14 protein-coding genes are annotated in these 17326 nt (G+C 50.9%); 4 read left to right on the forward strand and 10 right to left on the reverse strand.

Annotation, left to right across the window (positions count from 1 at the left end; genetic code table 11):
* Positions 1–30 precede the first annotated feature (30 nt).
* Together LX66_RS18400 and LX66_RS18405 are read left to right on the forward strand one after the other, a co-directional pair.
* A complete protein-coding gene (locus LX66_RS18400; RefSeq protein WP_145716281.1) occupies positions 31–309 on the forward strand; it encodes a SelT/SelW/SelH family protein in 279 nt (92 codons plus the stop codon).
* A gap of 9 nt (positions 310–318) precedes the next feature.
* Positions 319–1488, forward strand: a complete 1170-nt coding sequence (locus tag LX66_RS18405) for a BamA/TamA family outer membrane protein (protein WP_145716283.1) — start codon at positions 319–321, stop codon at positions 1486–1488.
* On the opposite strand, the gene LX66_RS18410 is transcribed toward LX66_RS18405, so the two are convergent.
* Positions 1485–2906 carry an arylsulfatase gene (locus LX66_RS18410; RefSeq protein WP_145716285.1) on the reverse strand — a complete coding sequence of 474 codons (1422 nt, stop codon included), beginning with the start codon at positions 2904–2906 and terminating at the stop codon, positions 1485–1487. The two genes, LX66_RS18405 and LX66_RS18410, sit on opposite strands and share 4 nt — an antisense overlap.
* 92 nt (positions 2907–2998) lie before the next feature.
* Here LX66_RS18410 and LX66_RS18415 point away from each other — a divergent pair, with 92 nt between their 5' ends.
* On the forward strand, positions 2999–3997 hold the full coding sequence (locus tag LX66_RS18415; protein WP_145716287.1) for an outer membrane beta-barrel protein: 999 nt from the start codon (positions 2999–3001) through the stop codon (positions 3995–3997).
* A 4-nt stretch (positions 3998–4001) separates the two neighbouring features.
* On the opposite strand, the gene LX66_RS18420 is transcribed toward LX66_RS18415, so the two are convergent.
* From LX66_RS18420 to LX66_RS18450, 7 genes are all read right to left on the reverse strand, one after another.
* The gene (locus tag LX66_RS18420; protein ID WP_145716289.1) at positions 4002–4772 is read right to left on the reverse strand and encodes a slipin family protein; all 771 of its coding nucleotides are present in this window, start codon (positions 4770–4772) and stop codon (positions 4002–4004) included.
* Between the two features lie 14 nt (positions 4773–4786).
* Positions 4787–6067, reverse strand: coding sequence for an NfeD family protein (locus tag LX66_RS18425; RefSeq protein ID WP_145716291.1), 1281 nt, complete (start codon positions 6065–6067; stop codon positions 4787–4789).
* 99 nt (positions 6068–6166) lie between these two features.
* On the reverse strand, positions 6167–6607 hold the full coding sequence (locus tag LX66_RS18430; RefSeq protein ID WP_145716293.1) for a hypothetical protein: 441 nt from the start codon (positions 6605–6607) through the stop codon (positions 6167–6169).
* 76 nt (positions 6608–6683) lie between these two features.
* Complete coding sequence (locus tag LX66_RS18435; RefSeq protein WP_145716295.1) at positions 6684–7115, reverse strand: (deoxy)nucleoside triphosphate pyrophosphohydrolase; 432 nt, start codon at positions 7113–7115, stop codon at positions 6684–6686.
* Positions 7102–7980 (reverse strand): YDG/SRA domain-containing protein, encoded by an 879-nt coding sequence (locus LX66_RS18440; protein WP_145716297.1) that lies wholly within the window; start codon positions 7978–7980, stop codon positions 7102–7104. Before LX66_RS18440 ends, LX66_RS18435 begins: the two co-directional genes overlap by 14 nt.
* A 287-nt stretch (positions 7981–8267) precedes the next feature.
* A complete protein-coding gene (locus LX66_RS18445; RefSeq protein ID WP_145716299.1) occupies positions 8268–9011 on the reverse strand; it encodes a sensor histidine kinase in 744 nt (247 codons plus the stop codon).
* Between the two features lie 231 nt (positions 9012–9242).
* Positions 9243–11423 carry an ATP-binding response regulator gene (locus tag LX66_RS18450; RefSeq protein ID WP_145716301.1) on the reverse strand — a complete coding sequence of 727 codons (2181 nt, stop codon included), beginning with the start codon at positions 11421–11423 and terminating at the stop codon, positions 9243–9245.
* Between the two features lie 159 nt (positions 11424–11582).
* On the opposite strand from LX66_RS18450, the gene LX66_RS18455 reads away from it, so the two are divergent.
* Entirely contained in the window at positions 11583–13742 is a 2160-nt protein-coding gene (locus tag LX66_RS18455) for a xanthine dehydrogenase family protein molybdopterin-binding subunit (protein WP_145716303.1), read from the forward strand.
* 18 nt (positions 13743–13760) lie between these two features.
* Here the strand turns inward: LX66_RS18455 and LX66_RS18460 are convergent, their stop codons facing one another.
* Both LX66_RS18460 and LX66_RS18465 read right to left on the reverse strand, forming a co-directional pair.
* Positions 13761–16472 (reverse strand): carboxypeptidase-like regulatory domain-containing protein, encoded by a 2712-nt coding sequence (locus tag LX66_RS18460; RefSeq protein ID WP_145716305.1) that lies wholly within the window; start codon positions 16470–16472, stop codon positions 13761–13763.
* A gap of 3 nt (positions 16473–16475) precedes the next feature.
* Positions 16476–17285 (reverse strand): GLPGLI family protein, encoded by an 810-nt coding sequence (locus LX66_RS18465; protein ID WP_145716308.1) that lies wholly within the window; start codon positions 17283–17285, stop codon positions 16476–16478.
* Between the last annotated feature and the right edge of the window lie 41 nt (positions 17286–17326).

The raw sequence follows: 17326 nt of genomic DNA on the forward strand, positions 1-17326 counted from the left end.
TTAATTATTAATTCTTAATTATTAATTATAATGAAACCGAACATCACCATAGAATACTGCCCCAAATGCGGATGGCTGCTCCGCGCTTCCTGGATGGCACAGGAATTGCTGACCACGTTTGCCGACGACCTGGGCGGCGTTACCCTCCGCCCCAGCGAGGTATCTGGCAGCTATATCATTTACGTGGAAGGGGAGAAGCTGTTTGACCGCAAGGAATACGGGCATTTCCCGGAAATAAAGGAGCTGAAGCAACTGGTGCGCGACAAGGTAAACCCCGGCAAAAGCCTGGGCCATGCAGACAGGAAGTAAAAATATTCAATGCAGAACAGATTATTCGTTACCGTTATACTGCTGCTGTGTGCGGGCATAACCAGGGCCCAGGACCGGCAGGACACCATCTCTATGGCCCCGGATACCGCCGTGGTGCACAAGCGCAGCTTTTTTGTGCTGCCGGTGTTGGGCTATTCGCAGGAGAAAGGACTGGAAATAGGCGCGGCCATGCTGTATTCCTTTTACACGGACAAGCGGCGGCCCAGCCCGCTCACGCGGAACTCCACCATCAATCTTATACCGTCCCTCACTACAGAGAACCAGTATAAGATAGACCTGAAAACGGACATCTGGACCCGCAATAATGACTGGCATATCAAAACCCAGCTCCGCTACCACGACTACCCGATCTATTTTTACGGGATCGGCGATACCACGCATAAGGCAGACCAGTCCCTGCTGAACAATAAACGGTACAAGGTGCAACTGGAAGGCGAGCGGCGCATTGGCCGCCACTTTTATGCAGGATTGTCGCTGCTGTACCAGCACGATACCTACAGCTCCGGTGACAGTAAAGGCATATACCCGGGCATGCCGCTCGAGGGCAAGGATGGCGGCCATGTGACCTTTATTGGCGCTACCGGCATTTTTGACAACCGGGACAACCAGAACTACACCACGCGGGGCACCTGGCTGCGGCTGAATGTTGCAGTGGCGCCATCGTTCCTGAGCACCCGCGCGCTTGCCAAATATGAGCTGCAGGGGCGTCATTTCATTCCACTCTCCCGAAAAAGCACCCTGGGGCTGAATGCCGCTTTCACCTCTGTACAGGGGGATGAAATACCCTTTTACCTGCTGCCGGAAATGGGGAACGACCTGCTGATGCGGGGCTACTACACCGGCCGCTACCGGGAGCAGAACTACCTGGCCATGCAGGCGGAATACCGCTATTTCCTGGACCCGAAAATTCCCATCAATATCTGGTTCATACACATGCAGCCCAAGTTTGCGCTGGCCGCCTTTGCCGGCGCTGGCACCGTGTACGCCAACAGCTATTTTGCCCTTTCCCGTTTCAAACCGAATTATGGCATAGGCGCCCGCTGGTTCTATGATGAAAGCGCCAGGCTCACCATCCGTATAGATTACGGCTGGGGCGAGAAGAGGCCCGGCGAGCCGCGGCAGTCCGGCTTTTATTTGTCTCTGGCGGAAGCGTTCTAATTTAATTCACTCCAGTCAAACTTCGGGCTGGCGGATGGGCTAACGGATGCCCGCATCAAAGCCTTCAGGGCCTGCACCCGCTCCGGGTATTGCGCGGCCAGGTTGTGTTGTTCGCCCATATCCCGGCGGATATTATAGAGCTCCAGTACTTCGGGCTTGTCTTTTTGCTTAAAGCGCAGCAGTTTCCAGTCGCCCTGCAGCAGGGCCTGTTTGAGCCGGCCTTCGTTGAACTGCCAGAAGAGGTGGTCATGCTGTTGCGCCTGTGCTTTGCCCCGGATGGCGGGCAGGAAGGAAATGCCGTCGATATTCCCCGGAGACGGCGCGCCTGTGAGCTCGCAGAGGGTGGGCAGCACATCCCAGAAGGCCCATACCTCCCCGCTGCTGCGGCCGGCCGGCACCTTGCCCGGCGCCCAGGCGATCATGGGCACGCGGATGCCTCCTTCATACAGGTCGCGTTTAATGCCCCGGAGGGGGCCATTGCTGTTGAAATATACCGGGTCTGCGCCGCCTTCCTTGTGCGGGCCATTATCGCTGGTAAAGAAAACATAGGTATTGCTGTCCAGTCCCAGCTCGCGCAGCGCTTGCATGAGGCGGCCCATATCCCTGTCCAGCCGACTGATCATGGCGGCAAAGGCGGCACGGGGCTGCGCCTGGCTATGATAGCCGTCGCCTTTCTGGACAAAGGGTTTTTCCGGGGAGAATTTGCTGTTGCCGTCCTTGTCCAGGAAAGGCTGCAGGTCCTCCCGGGGCAGCAGCAGCTCCGCATGCGGGATGGTGACCGGCAGGTATAAGAAGAACGGCTCCTGCCGGTGGCGGCGCACAAAATCCAGCGCCTGGTCCATGATCAGGCCATGGCTGTACTGGGAATCCGTGCGCACCTGTTCCAGTTGCCGGTTCTTCAGCTCAAAAAGATGGTCCGTGAAATAATAATGCGCGTGCCGCTGGTTCAGGTAGCCGTAAAACTCGTCGAAGCCTTTGAGCTGCGGTGCGCCGGCGTCATTTTCCTGGCCCAGGCCCCACTTGCCGAACATACCGGTTACGTAGCCCCTGGCCTGCAGGCGCTGCGCCAGGGTGGTATCCTGCGGGCGCAGGTGCTCGCGCGCGTTGCCGCGTATATAGGCATGCCCCATGTGATAGCCCGTCATCAGCGCGCAGCGGGAGGGCGCGCATACCGTGTTGCCCGCGTAGAACCGGGTAAAGCGGGTGCCCTGCCGCGCCAGGCTGTCAATATGCGGTGTAGGTATTTTACTACCTGGATTGTAACAGGTCAGGTTGCCATAGCCAAGGTCATCTGCTACTACAAGAATGATGTTCGTGGGCCTTTGCCCGTTAGCCTGCTGTGCAGTGGCCGGCAAGCCTGCGCAGGCCGTGAGCAGGGCCAGCAGTGCGGTGTGGAAGCGCTTTGTACCAGTTTGCATAACAAACAAGTTAATCATTGAATTTTTGATTTGCAACCGTTTATTGCGTAACTTCCGGTACGCCATATCCGTTAACCAAAACAGTCTTACATATGAAACGCATTACCATGCTTTCCACGGTTATATTCCTGTTAACCGGTTTGCACCCATTATTCGCACAAAGCCCGTCCACAGCCCCCGCATCGAAGTTCTACCTCAAGGCCGGCGGCGGTTATTTCTTCAGTGTTTTTCCCGGGCAGTTCCCGGATGTAGGACCTTATCCGCCGCATGACATCCGGCAGTCGTACAACCCGGCTAACGGGGAAACCACTACGATCTCCGACAAGGTGCTCACCGGTTCCTACGGGGCCGGCGCCAGGGGCGGGATCGCTTTTGGCTGGAACATTAACCGCTACATTGCGCTGGAGGGAGCGATCAACTATTATCACAGCAAGGAGAACCTGATGACGAGGCAGGTCACCACGGTGGAAGGCACCGGCCAGGAGGCCGGCAGCATTGAGTCGCGTGGGTATGCCAATGCATTTGACTTTGCGCCGGGCATCGTTATCAACCCGGGATTTGAGAAGATCAATCCCTACGTGCGTTTCGGGATGGTGATCCCTTTCTGGGGCCGCTTGCATATTGAAACAACGGCCAATACCAATACGCCTGTTTCCGCCAGCGCAGTGGCTCAAACGGCCATCCACCGCGAGGAGGAAGTGCATCCCAACATTACGCTGGGCTTCCAGGGCGCGCTGGGCGTAGTGATCCCGGTAGGCAGGCGCCTGGATATTTACGTGGAAACGGAATACCGCAATGTGCCGGCGGAGAGCAAGAAAAAGGAAGTGACCAGCTACGACGAAAATACCCAGGTGATCAATACTTCCAACGGTCAGGTGATCAGCACGCAGCACCGGGGCCTGGAGGACCTGTCCACCGCGGAAAGGCATACGGATTATGTGACCACGCTGGATCAAAACTCCAATACGCCCGTAGGGCAGGAGGGCGCCCAAACGGAATACAAGGATAACAACCGGCCTTCCAATGACCTGAAGTCCTACATCAACATAGGCGGCCTGGGCGTAACGGCCGGCATCCGATTCCGCTTGTAGGCGCCTATTCGGAACCTTTAGTGAGCCGCTGTTCCAGGAATGGTTTCAACAAGTCTACCGGCACGGGGAAGATGGTGGTGGAATTATTTTCCGTTGCAATTTCCCGCAGGGTCTGCAGGTAACGCAGGGTGAGCGCGCTGGGCTGCTCACCTAATATCTGGGCCGCATCCGCCAGGCGCTGGGAGGCCTGGAACTCGCCTTCGGCGGCAATCACCTTGGAGCGGCGCTCCCTTTCCGCTTCAGCCTGCTTGGCCATGGCCCGCTGCATTTCCTGGGGCAGGTCTATCTGTTTCACTTCCACGTTGGATACCTTGATGCCCCAGGGCTCCGTATGTGCGTCGATGATCTGCTGCAGCTTCTGGTTGATCTTTTCCCGCTGGCCCAGCAGGTCGTCCAGCTCTGATTGTCCCAATACGCTGCGCAGCGTGGTTTGCGAGAGCTGGGAGGTGGCCATCAGGTAGTTTTCCACTTCCACCACGGCCTTCCCGGGCTGTATCACCCGGAAATACACCACGGCATTCACTTTTACGGATACATTGTCCTGCGTGATCACATCCTGCGGCGGCACATCCATTACCACGGTGCGCAGGCTGACCCGCACCATTTTATCGATCACGGGGATCAGCAGTATCAGGCCGGGGCCTTTGATGCCGGTGAGCCGGCCCAGCCGGAACACCACCGCGCGCTCATACTCGCGCAGGATGCGGATAGCACTGGCCAGGAGAATAACGGCAAAAACAATGAGAACGATCGACCATACAGAAAATGTTTGCATAACGTATATTTTAGTCATTCAGCTTTTTCTACCTGCAGGGTGAGGCCTTTGATGCCTGTTACCCGTATTTTTTCACCTTGTTCAATAGCGCCGCTGGTGGCAACCGCCCGCCAGATCTCCCCATGTACCCGTACGGTGCCGGAAGGGTTCAGCAGTTCCAGTGATTCGCCCAGCTCGCCGGTCATGGCTTCCTCTCCGGTGGAGGGCTTGGCCCGCAAGGCTCTCACGCCCAGGCCCAGGATCACCAGGAAGAACAGCGCGGATACCGCTACGGCTGCAATGATCACGCTCCTGGATATACGCACGGTTTCCTGCATGCCATCGGAGCGGATCAGCATCAGGGAGCCCAGCAGGAGGGAGATCACCCCGCCGATGGCCAGGATGCCGTGGCTTACAATCTTTATTTCCAGCAGGAACAGCACGATGGCAAAAACGATCAGTGCCAGTCCCGCGTAGTTAATAGGGAGGGTGTGCATGGAGTAAAAGGCCAGGATCAGGCTGATGACACCCACCACGCCGGGCAGGATGGCGCCGGGATTATACAGCTCAAACAGGATGCCGTACATGCCCATCAGCAGCAGGAGGTAGGCTACATTGGGATCGCTGATGAGGTCCAGTAGCTTTTCCAGTATGCCCATTTCCACGGTTACCACTTCCGCACGGGCGGTGTGCAGCGTTTGAGCGCCGCCGTTGACGGCAACGGTGCGGCCATCTACCTGGCGCAGCAGGTCTGTGGTATTATTGGCGACCAGGTCTACCACGTCCATTTCCACGGCTTCTTTTTCTGTGATAGAGAGGCTGTTGCGCACGGCTTTTTCGGCCCATTCCAGGTTCCGTTCCCGTTTTTGCGCAATAGCGCGGATGAAGGCCGCAGCGTCGTTGGTGGCTTTAGCGCTCATTACGGAGTCTAATTGCCCCTGCATATTCACCGGGTGTGCCGCCCCGATGTTGGTACCCGGCGCCATGGCCGCAATATGGGCCGCCATGGTCACAAACACGCCGGCAGAGCCGGCATGGGCGCCGCCGGGCGCTACATACACTATAACGGGCACCGGCGCTTCCAGCAGGTCGCTCACAATGACCCGCGTGGATTTCAGCAGGCCACCGGGCGTATTCAGTTGGATGAGCAGGCATTCCGCCTTTTCTTCCTGCGCCCGCTGTATACCGCGGTGTATATAGTCTGCGGATACGGGGTTAATACTGCCATCTACTTTAATGACGATCACCTTTTGCGCGAAAAGGAGGGACGGGATAAAACATGCTGCCAGGGCCCAAAAGAGAAAAACTTGCTTCATAAATAGCCGGTTGTGGATGAAGCCGATCTGTACAAGCGCAAAAAAGCGCTTTATGTAATTTACATAAAAGCGCTCACATTCACCAGGTTTTCCGGCCTTTTAGTCATCCCACCAGTCAGGTTGCTGCCCATTCCTGGAAGCAGACAGCCGAGTACCGCTGGCGGGATAGCAGTCAATGGTCTCCGCGTCGTAAAAGATAACGTATAGCGACTGGTCTGGTTTAGCGCGCAGCACTAAAAATCCGTCCTGGTCGGTTTCAATGGAGCATTCCTGTATGGGAAAATCGATGGGGTCCTGGTTGCCATAAGGAATGATCTCTACCGTTGCACTATTTTCATCAATACGGGTGATCTGGATGTCAATGCCGAATCCGTTTTCCGGGAGCTTGGAAATTTCGCCATTCACCTCGCCTTCGAAGCAAGCAAATTTGCCGTCAATTTTACCGGGATCTACGGCATCATCGTCTTTGCTACAGCCGGCCAGCAGCGCCAGCAGCATCAGGAGTGGCAGGACATTTCGGAGCGTGGAATGAAAGTTCATAAAGACATGGTTTGGGTTAAGAATAAAAGCTACACGTACAGGGGAACGTACAGGCCTGCACGGTTCCCGGGCAAAGTTATTTCTTTTTTGGGGTTGTTGGAGGGGGAGGGATACTTGATAAGTTGAAGTTGACAAGTGCGTTTGCTATTGGAATGTCTGCAGGTGCTAGGTTCTTTTTATGTAAATCATCGCTTAGTACCCATTCATATGCATCATGGTCCGTCAAGTTATAATTGGCTTCTCGGAATTGACATATGTATGAAATTAATTCAATAGTAAAATTGTCATATGAATGGACGACGGTCTTGAAATGGGTATCAATTTTAACTTTCATACCAAGTTCCTCATGCAACTCTCGGGACAATGAATCTTCCTCATTTTCACCATCTTCAACCTTGCCACCTGGAAATTCCCAGTAACCGCCTAACGATTTATGTTGTTTTCTTCTGCAAATAAAAATTTTATCTTCTTTGAAGATGATACCGCAAACAACTTTAATTATATCCATTGATTTTCCGATGATATTGTAAGTTCAAGGTATTTAGTTTATGCTTATGATGGACAAATAGTTCGCCAGATACATTTCCAATTAATTTCAAATTATCCTGTATCGAAAATAAGCCTTTGTCAAACATTACATGGTGGTTAGGGCAGAGGCAAAGCACGTTATTAGGATTATCATCGCCATCATGAGGTTTCCCTAGCGGTCTGATGTGAGCCCCCTCTGCATATTTACCAGATTTTGTGATTATTGTAAACTGGCATACTTGACATTTATAGTCGTACAATTCCTTTATATCATGAGCAATTTTAGTATCCCTTACAATTCTTAATATGACAGTTCCTTTCCTTTCTTTATCACGATTACTATAATCAAGTTCAATGGATTCGGGTGTTTTTCTTTCTTCGTTTTGGCCAATATATAGAAGGCGAAATCTACAGATTTTAAACCCACTTTTACCTGTTTCCTGCCATGCATCTACGACGCTGTATAATCCAGCATATACATAGCCGCTTTGGGGTGAAAATTTGGATTTATGTGTGTAGCCACGAAAAACTCGAACTGGCAAACCTTGGTTCATGCTTAGCCGCAGCCCCGCATTACCAGGATTTTCCCAAGATTGATCTTCAATTTGTTTCCCGGTATTGGGATCATTACCGCCAGCGCCCGTGTATAAAATTTCATCGCCTAGATCTTCATCGTCTTCATAACCTCCGGAGAGTACTATAGCAGCGGCGCCATCATTTCTGTTTCCGTCAATTCCTGCCGCCCATTTTCTATGGCAACCTGCTTGCATCATTTCTTTTCTGCCTTTAAACCAATGTCCTTCTTTAATGCTTGGAATTTCTCCAAATACAATTGGGCTACTCATTTTTGTAGTTAAGTTGTCTTAATGGAAGTGTCTATAACGTTTAGCGTATTCAAAGCTAGCAATAATATTATTTTTCTTAAGGTTTGCCCTATAATTTATATTATGTTAAATAAAGTAAACTTGAATCCTGTCCATTCTCCCCTCAGCCTAACCTTATTAAACCTGAAAGCTCATATTGGATTCCTGCCGAAGAATTAGAGGAGTTTAATAAAAACATTATTGGTGCCATTGAGGTAGTTACCAGTTATACGGGGAAATAATTTCATCCCCCTCGGGTCACAATGGACTCAGGCCGGCCCTGATCTTAAAGGAAGCGTAACCGTAAAAGTACTGCCCGCACCTACTTCGCTCTTTACGGTAATTTCGCCTCCCATGGCTTCCGTTAAGTTCTTTACGATAGAAAGGCCCAGGCCAATGCCGCCTAACTGGGATTTCAACCCGTTGGCCAGTTGGCGGTATTCCTGGAAAATAAGCGGCAGCTCGGCGGCTGCAATGCCCGCGCCCTGGTCGGCGATCTCTATGCTGAACCGGTCTGCTGCCGCCAGGCAGGTAACGGATACCACCGTACCGGCCGGACTATATTTCAGGGCGTTCATGAGCAAATTATACACGATCTGCGTCAGGTACACCTTATCGGCATAAATAAAAAGCGGGAAATCTTTGGCGACCTGCTTTACAACCGAGATCGTTTTGTCCATAAAAAGGGCCGACATGGATAACAGCACATTGTCCAGCCACCTCCTGAAATCAAAATGGGTTTCCATAATTTGAAAATTTTGCTGGTTTTCCTGCCTGACTGCCTCTCTTACCCGCTCAAAGATCTCATTCAGGTTATTGGCGGCGGAAAATATCATTTGTAAAAGCTCCTCTACAAACGCCTTGTCTCCACTCTCTATCTCCCGTTTCAGAAACGTGGCTGCCGTTACCACCCCGTTGATAGGCACGCCAATTTCATGCAGGGCTGCATGAAAAATGGATTTCAGCACCTCATACGAAGGTTGTTCCGTTATTTCTTTTTCAGGCAAACGCATAGGCTGTTTTTTTATTCCACAGGTGGCGTATCGCCCTATGGAATAAGGGCAATTTCGTGTCCCGGACAGGAAAAGACAATAAGGATTTGGTACTATTTTTATACGTACAAGTTAGTAGTGTCCCCTGCCAGTGCAGGATGTATGAAGTAGGAAGTAGGAAGTATGATGTAAGAAACCCCACCTCAATCTCCTATTTCCTGCTTCTTACTTCTTACTTCCTACTTCAAGCGCTTACGCCTGCAGCTTGTTGATAAGCTGCACCTTATTGGATACATTAGTTTTTTCAAATATGTTTTGTACGTGCTTTTTTACCGTCCGCTCGGCAATGAACAGGCTGTCCCCTATCTCTTTATAGGAATGTCCCCCGCAGATCAGCCGGGCAATATCCACCTCCCGGCTGGTAAGGTTATACTGGCTGCAGTTGAGCTCAAAACCGCCGGCCGCCTGCTTAAGCTCCGGTTGCGCTACTTTCTGCAGGGCCCTGATGGTATGGTTCAGCAGGCTTTTTTTCTGCCGGAGGGCATTGTCCAGCACGGAATTGATCTTCTGGATCAGCTCTTCCATACGGAAAGGCTTGGGGATATAATCCAGGGCGCCCAGCTTCAGCCCTTCCAGCTTGTCTTTGCTGGTGAATTTGGCCGACAGGAAAATAAAAGGGATATGGTTATAGTCCGGGCTTTCGGAAATAATGCGTGCAAATTTGAACCCGTCTACCTTATCCATCATCACATCGGAGATGATCAGGTCCGGCGGAACGGGATACCCTTTTACTTTCCGAAGGGCCTCATTACCATTGAACGCCACGCATACATTGTATTTCTCCTTCAGCTTTTTTAGCAGGTAGCTGATCATGGCCTGGTTATCCTCCACCAGCAGGATGGTTTGCTTGCGGGGATCGTAAGGGGTATCGCTGATGTTGACATCCGGCGCCTCTAGTCCCGGTGAGGTGCTGATCCTAAAGTCCTCCGTCACGGCCTCGTTCCTGGCCAGCACATGCCGGTTCAGCAGCACGGTAACACGGGTGCCTTTCTTTTTCCGGGGATCACTGTCAATGACGATCTTCCCCTGCAAACTGTCCACGATCTTCTTCACCATGGGCAGGCCCAGGCCCATACCCTGGGCGCTTTTCTTCTGTATATTGATCTGGTAGTAGGGCTCGAAGATCTTTTTCTGCAGGCCGGGCTCAATGCCGATACCGTTATCCTGCACGGTAAAGCGCAACTGGTTGCCGGAAATGCCCAGGGAAACGCTGATCTCCCCGCCTTCCCCGGTATATTTAATGGCATTTTCCACCAGGTTCACCACAATACGGCTGACCGCCTCGGGATCAGCCTTCACAAGCACGTTTGCTGCAATGGTCTCTTTCAGCGCCAGCTTCTTTTTACGGCAGTAATTCCGGAACAGGACCAGGTTGTCGGTCGCCACCTGGCTAAAGCTGATCACCTGGGCATAATTGTAGATGGGCAGGCCTTTATTATACCGCTCCAGGTCAAACAGGTTGCTGATATCATTATTCAGCTTGGCCAGGTTCCGCTTCACGATCAGCAGGTCCTCGTTATAACCATGCTGCTGGATATACTCTTCCAGGTAGTTATTCATGAGGGTGATGGGCGTTTTGGTCTCATGCACCAGGTTCACGAAGGCGTTGGTCCTTTGCTCGTTGGATCGCTTGAGCTCCGCCGTTTGTTTGTTCACTTCTTTTTCCAGGTTCAGGGCGTATTGCTGCAACTGGGTGTACTCCGCCCGGGATTTTTGCACCGTTTGCCGCATCAGCGTGATATTCAACAGCATGAACACCACGTTATTGAATACGCCTACCACCCAGTTGGGCTGCCCCAGGAACACGCCTATCACCGGGGAGCTGCACCAGAAGACCAGGGAGGCATAGATCCAGGCTCTTTCCCGGAAAAGCGGCCAGTTCCTTTCCCTGCGCTGTGTTTTTATCAGCACCCTGGCCACGTCAAACAGGGCGTAGCAGGCATAGGAAGCGGTAATAATATAGGTGTACAGCAGGGTATTGGCAAGATCACGGGTAACCGGGAAATAGCCAACATAAAAAACTAAAAAGGGCACTACCAGGAACAGGAACCCGTATTTGCGGTGAAACTCCAGTCCCTGCAGCCGGGTGGTCTTTACCGTATAATAGGGCATGTAAGCGGTTACCAGGTAGCCAAACCCCTGGTTGATGATGATCTGCAGGGTCATGGGAACAGGTATACGCGGGTCCGGCAGCATAACAAGATTCTCGGCCAGGTTATATAATATTAACAACCCCACCAGGATGAGATGCCATAACCGCTCCTTTTCATGGCGCCGGGCCAGGAAGGACTGTAACTGGTTACAAAAGATAATGATTTCCAGCAGGATAATACAAAAGATCACCGGGTTTAAATAGATACCTGCAATTAACATATACGATCATTTAGAGGGCGCAGCCGGGGAATGAAATTACGATATTTTCCACCCCGCAGCGGCCATCTCTTGTACATATCCTGTATTTCCTTGTATAAACCCCTTGTTCCGCAAACACTTTCCGTATACGCGCGTTCTTTAAAATAAAAGCCAGCTACTATGGATGCTCCCCAAACGCTCAATCGCAGACAATTTCTCCGCACAGCCTCTATGGCTGCCGGCGGACTGGTGATCGCCTTTACCATACCGGCTGCCGGCGCCGGAAAACGTATGAAGCATGCGGCCATCGCCGCGGACCTGGCGCCGAACGCCTTCCTGCGTATAGGCGTGGATGATTCTGTGACGGTCCTGCTTTCCCATTGTGAAATGGGACAAGGCATCTGGACCTCCCTTTGCATGCTCATCGCCGATGAGCTGGATGCCGACTGGACAAAAATGCAGCCGGAGCACGCGCCGGCGGCGCCGGATTATTTTCACACGCTGTACGGTACGCAGCGCACCGGCGGCTCTACCAGCCTGCTCTCCGAGTTTGACCGTTACCGCCAGGCCGGCGCTACCGCCCGGCATCTGCTGGTACAGGCGGCCGCCAACCGTTTTCACGTGGATGCAAAGGACTGCCGCACGGAGAACGGGCAGGTTATTATTGGCGATAAAAAGATCCGCTATGGCGAACTGGTGGAAGATGCCGCCGCCCTGCCCGTTCCCGGAGAAGTGCCCCTGAAAGACCCGGCGGACTGGAAATTCATCGGCCGGAAAGTAAAGCGGCTGGATACGCCGGCCAAGGTCAACGGCCAGGCTGTTTTCGGGATGGACGTGCAGTTTCCCGGCCTGCTCACGGCCGTAATAGCGCGGCCGCCTGTCCCGGTGGCCGGGGCACGGGTAAAAAGCTATGATGCGGCTCCTGCCCTGGCGGTTCCCGGTGTTCGCCAGGTGGTGGCCATTCCCGGCGCCGTTGCCGTGCTGGGGGATCATTACTGGGCGGCGAAGAAAGGCCGGGATGCGCTCCAGGTGCAGTGGGACCTGGGCGAAGGCGCCGGTATAGACAGTGATGCGCTGCTGGCGGAGCTGCGGCAGCGTGCAGACAAAGGCGGGCTCACCGCCACGCAGGCCGGCAACCCGGACGAGGCTTTGGGCCGTTGCGCGCATGTGGTGGAAGCGGAATATTACCAGCCCTTCCTGGCCCACGCCCCCATGGAGCCGCTGAACTGCACCGTGCGGTTGAGCGCGGACAAATGCGAGATATGGACCGGTACGCAAACGCAAACGGACGATCAGCGCGCGGCGGCGGAGATCACCGGCCTGCCCCTGGAAAAGGTGTTCGTGCATACCCTGTTCCTGGGCGGCTCCTTCGGCAGGAGGAACGTGACCCGCTCGGATTTTGTACGGGAAGCCGTGGAAGTGGCCAAAGCCTCCGGCAAGCTGGTAAAGACGGTTTGGTCCCGGGAAGATGATATCCAGGGCGGCATGTACCGGCCGGCCTTCCTGCACCGTTTCAAGGTGGGACTGGATGCAGGCGGCGTCCCCGTTGCCTGGAAACAGGTCAGTGTAGGGCAGTCCGTTATGACCGGCGGCCCCTTCGAAAAATTAGCCGTTATTAACGGTATCGACCAGTTCTCTATTGAAGGAATGCACACCGCGCCCTATGTAAAAACGATCCCCGATCAGCGCATAGAGCTGAATACGCCCGTATGGCCTATCACGGTAGACAACTGGCGGGCCGTAGGCCTCAGCCATACCATTTTCGCCATGGAAAGCCTGTCCGATGAACTGGCCCTGGCAGCGGGAATGGACCCCGTAGCCTACCGCCGCATGTTGTACAAAGAAGCGCCCCGGCTGCAGCATGTGCTGGACCTGGCTGCGGAGAAAAGCGGGTGGGGTGCTCCCCTGCCTGCAGGCCGCGGCAGAGGGGTGGCCGTATTTGAAGCGGTCCGCAGCTTTACCGCCATGGTGGCGGAAGTGTCCGTGTCAGATGATGCGGTTGTCAAAGTGCATAGAGTAACCTGCGTAATAGATTGCGGCCAGACCGTTAGTCCGGATGCGGTGGTAGCGCAAATGGAAAGCAGTATCGGGCATGGATTGTCCACCGCCCTGTACAGCGAGGTTACTTTCCGGAACGGCCAGGTGCAGCAAAGGAATTTTCATGATTACAAGAGCCTGCGCATTGAACAAATGCCGGAGGTGGTTACCTACATCGTGCCCAGCCGGGAGAAGCCGGGCGGTGTTGGGGAAGCCGCCGTAGGGCATATCATGCCGGCCCTCACCAACGCGATATTTGCCGCTACGGGTAAGCGCATCCGGCAACTGCCGGTTATGCCCTGAAATTTATTTGGGAAGTGGTTAACGGCCCTTCCCTATATTAAAAAGTACGCTGCCATAAATTATTCGGGGAACGAGGGAGTATATATTCCTGTTAGCAGCGGTGTTTGTAATATTATCAAATGACAGGGATGATGTATTCAGTAGATTGGTGCCCCGTATTTCGAAGCTATATTTCGTATTATGCCGGGGGGTGAATATAACCACTGCATCCAAAAAATCTGATCTCAGGTTAGGCCATCTAATTTCTTCAAATGATATTCTGGCCGTTACTGATTTTACCGGGGATAGCTTTACAGATATTTTATTCTGTAAAATCAGGGGATTAAAACTGGAGGACTTATTATTACCAGCCAGCGCAATTTTGTTGAATTTTGACTCTACACTGAAATTGAACATTTTGTCAAACGCCGTCACTATAAATCCGCCCACCCCGTAATTATAAACATTGTCAGACCTGATTGGCGCATTATTAACACGCCTGTTTATGCTAATGTCAGAAAAGCCGCACCTCAACCCTGCCCTGCTTTTTAGTGTATAAATGAATTTATCGAGCACTGCATTGATATTCATATTGGCATTAGTAACATTTGCAGGCGTCCTGTTATAGATATTTAATAATTCATTTACCTGATAGTTAATGATATAGGGAGAAGTGCGCCATCTGAAATCTCCACTAACCAAAAGATTCAGGTATTTTTCCCTGCTGAAATAAACATAAGCAATATTTATAGCGGCCTCCCGGCTGATGTTATATTCTGGCTTATTGGCTAAAACATTCCGGTAATCAGTAAACACCCATCCTGTGTATAAATCAGTGGGCGACGATACAAGTGTATTCAATACTGCTGAAAGTGAAAGCCTGCTTGTACGTTTAAAATTTACCCTGGCAGCTATCGCTGGCTGCAGAAAAAACACGCTCAGGGACTTATGCTGTGCATTTATTTTATTCCGCCATTGTAACTGTATGTTATTGGCGGACAAAGCGGCAGTTACCTTTACTTTATTATTAAAAGCCATTTCATTCCTGGCTTCCAAAGCATATTGTGTTCTTTTAAAATGCAGGTCATTCCTGTAGCTGGCCTCTTCTATTCTTTCGGTGCCATTTACATAAATATCGGATCTTACAATCGCTTCATCAGTTGCCAGTGTCATACTGGCTTCATAGCTGTGTTTACCTCTTACCCCCATGTAATGCCCTCTGAACGAGCTACGATATTGCGGGAGCTTAAACTGTTGTATTAATCCGGATAGCGAGTCTTTTCCGGCAAACAGCAGAGTGTACCTGTCTGCACTGTCTGAATGTAGTAATAATGTTTGTTCCGTATTAATGGACGTTCTTTCATACTCAAGATTTATTGCGGTAAAGGCGGACAATCTTCTTAAATAGCCTAGTTTGATAAATGCTGTTGCTGCATGCTCTCCGGCCATTCCGTTAATAGTTTCTATCCTTTCCGCCACACTGCTTACCAGTCCGGTATTGCTGTAGGGATCATTTACCGCATACAGGCCTGTTAGTCTTACAACGGAGAGGCTGTCAGGGGCATATTCCAGCCTGGACCGCAGCAATGACTGTTTTGAATGATACATATTTTGCCCCGACTCGCTTATCTGTAATATCGAGTCCTGCAAAAAATACCGGCTTAATGAGTAAACATTACCGGTATTACGGTCCCGCTGCAAGTATCCATAGGCATTCAGCTTTAGCTGGCTACTAAACGTATGATTTACCTGTACAGCGCCCAGGCGGGCCCGGTTGTTCAGGTACCTGTTTTGATCAACATTAGGTACAAAAGGCTTTGGAATATCAACAGGAAGCGTTAACGGATTATCTTCAGCGCGGCTTTGGGGGTTGTCAACTTCCCGGATGTTCAGATTATATTTCGCCTCATCCAGGGTTTCTATACCTACATTATTGATATTGCCTATTACTCCTAATCTCGTTTTGTTTAAGAAAGAAAAAAGCGTTGTATTGGCAATATACCTGTCCTTTATTCCGCCACCCATACTTCCACTGCCAAAAACATTGGCTGCCAGCTTCTTTCTGAAGTTAAAATTAAGTACTACTTTATCCGATCGCTGTATTCCTTTTAAAAGTTTTTCCTCGTTAAAGTTTTCAATGGCGTCCACCTTTTCTACAAGGCCAGGGGTTATGTTTTTTGAAAGCACCTTATAAGTTCTGGAAAAAAAATCCTCTCCGTCAATAAGTATCCTGTCTATGCTTTTACCATTAAATGTAATGGTCCCATTGTCACTTACCCTTATTCCCGGAAGTTTTTTTAACACTTCTTCCATATTTCTTTCCGTTCCATCGCTAAAATGGCTGAGGGTGTAAGAAGTTGTATCATTTTTGAACTTTACAGGAGTAAAATCCTTCACAATCACTTCCCGGAGATGAATATCCCTGGGCGTGAGAACAATGCTTAGAGGAGCCGGGGCCGCATTCACCTGAATGCTCACAGCTTCATATCCCAGCATGCTTATATTTAAAAGGTAATTACCATCAACAGGCACATTCAGCTTAAAATACCCGTTTGCATTGGTTTGGGCAAACGCAATTATTGCAGCGTCTTTGTCCAGGCTCCTGATTGTAACAGTAGCATAGGGCAAAGTTTCTCCTTTTACAGATTTCACAGTGCCTTCAATTTTTTTATCCTGAGGGAAAACGTTACTATAACTTAATAAAGCCAAGAGCGTCAGGCGCCACTTTAGCCTGGGAATTGTTATCTTCAAATATCAATATAATTCTATTTCAGGGTAAAATTTTATTTCAACCGTGCCATCATTTTCATTGGCAACCGTCTGCATATAGGTTACGTACTTATTTTTCTTCTCAGTGTTCTGTTTTCTGTATTCCTCCCTGGTTATTGTCGTATGCCCGGTCATTTGGCCGGCATTCAGCTTTTTATCCGCTGCATGGGATGGTATCTCTATTTCTTTAAGTGTAAACAGAAAATCCTTTTGGCTATCGGAAGCTTCCAGTATAGCGCCCGGCAATCCCCATAATTTCCATGGTCCAATGCTTACAGGAATTTCGGGAGCAAACCAGGCCATCCAACTCCTGCCTAGAAAATTGGCAGTGGCTTTCACGCAAACGTATTTACCAATGTTCTTTTTCTGGTTGCTTATATTCCAATCAATTTGATCAAGCTCTTCTCCTATGTAAACAAATGTCGATTTGTTCCAATATGATTCCCGGCACAAAATTTTTCTTTCCGGTATATTTTTAAAATAAAGCCATCCGGTTGTATCCCGGTTCGGACGGGATACTTTTATCCGCTCTGTTCCTTCCGGCCCTACTCTTACTTGCGTGATCGTTTCATTTTGAAGCTGTTGATACAATGAAACAGTATTGTTGAAATACAATATACCTTCTTCATTTTCATACTCAAAAGGATAGCCGTTTTCATTTGGAGGCGAGGCGAGGGCAAGCCTGCCGGATTGTGCATAATATTTTATTACGCCGTATTGCTGCGGATAGGCGCTCCGGGTACAGAGCATTAGCCAGATGCCAATGCCAAGGGTTATCAGGAATTTATTTTTCATATAGGGATTGTATTAAAAAGAATGCTTCTCCAGGAAGTAAT

The organism is Chitinophaga japonensis, from assembly GCF_007830125.1.
GTDB classification, from domain to species: Bacteria; Bacteroidota; Bacteroidia; order Chitinophagales; family Chitinophagaceae; genus Chitinophaga; species Chitinophaga japonensis.